The sequence below is a fragment of the Ruminococcus sp. RTP21204st1_B2_RTP21204_210225 genome (assembly GCF_040914135.1).
Classification (GTDB): domain Bacteria; phylum Bacillota; class Clostridia; order Oscillospirales; family Ruminococcaceae; genus Hominimerdicola; species Hominimerdicola aceti.
Genome location: NZ_JBCPGA010000129.1, coordinates 1 through 1,039, shown reverse-complemented (window position 1 = coordinate 1,039; position 1,039 = coordinate 1). Strand labels below are relative to the sequence as shown.

1 protein-coding gene and 1 pseudogene are annotated in these 1,039 nt (G+C 41.4%); both read left to right on the top strand.

The genetic code is table 11. The features are described from left to right. Window positions 1–263 precede the first annotated feature (263 nt). The gene (locus AB5123_RS14445; RefSeq protein WP_051706247.1) at window positions 264–740 is read left to right on the top strand and encodes a hypothetical protein; all 477 of its coding nucleotides are present in this window, start codon (window positions 264–266) and stop codon (window positions 738–740) included. Window positions 741–767: 27 nt separating this feature from the next. Next, window positions 768–1,039: pseudogene (locus AB5123_RS14440) on the top strand (hypothetical protein); the annotation flags it as partial.

The window sequence follows — 1,039 nt, the reverse complement described above, 5'->3', positions numbered from 1 at the left end:
GCCCTCGTGTGGCGTTTTCAGAGCATGGGTGGGGTAACTTTACCCTAAAGGCAGCTGGGGCGAATTTGGGGCATTTTTTTGCGGAGTTGGAGAATGGAGGATTCGGGAGAATTCGGGAGGGTTTGGGGGAAAATTAATATATTGCAGGTTAAAGTTTGGTCGCTTGAAGCGACCAAACAGACACATCGTCGAGCAAAGCTCGCCGAATTTGCGGAGTTTTGAAAACTTTGACGTGCAGTCGCATAGAATGGAGGTTTTGCAAATTGCAGTCGGATAAAATTAAAAATACAGAAGAAAAAGCCGAAAAAACAGAGGTTTGCGAGGTCACATCTGAGTATAAAAAGCAAAGATTTGGACTAAAGATTTTTCCCGAAACTTTGGAAATAGTGGACACTCTTTTTAAGCACGATAATTGTAAATCACGCTCGGAATTTATTGAAAAGGCTGTGCGTTTTTATTGCGGGTATCTTTTGAACAAGGAGCATACGGCAACGGAATTTATTGCCCCGCAGCTAACGGCAATGGCGGAAGGAATAGTCAAAGGCACGGAACAGAGGTTGTCCCGTGCCTTATTTAAAATTGCAGTTGAACTTGGTGCAGTTACTCATATGCTTGCGGCGGTACATGAGATTGATGATGATACGATGATTAAACTGAGGGCTATGTGTATAGATGAGGTTAAACGCATTAACGGTGTTATTAATTTTGAGAAGGCTGTGAGGTATCAACGGTTAGATTAAATCACATAAAAATGGGGGTGATATGTTATGACTTTATCTCAAATTATCGTAACAAGCCGCTATCTGAAAAGCGGTACACAGAAAAGTAAAAACAAGCGCAGAAATTACACAAAGTACATCGCAACCCGTGAAACAGTTGAAGTACGTGAACAGAATAAGTTTGCTGAGAATAAGGAAGTGACGGAAAATCAAAAACAGCTTTTAAACGATTTGCTTTTGGACTTTCCCGAAGCTAAAAGATACCTTGAGTATGAGGACTACACTGCGAACCCTACTGTAGAAAACGCTTCGGAACTAAT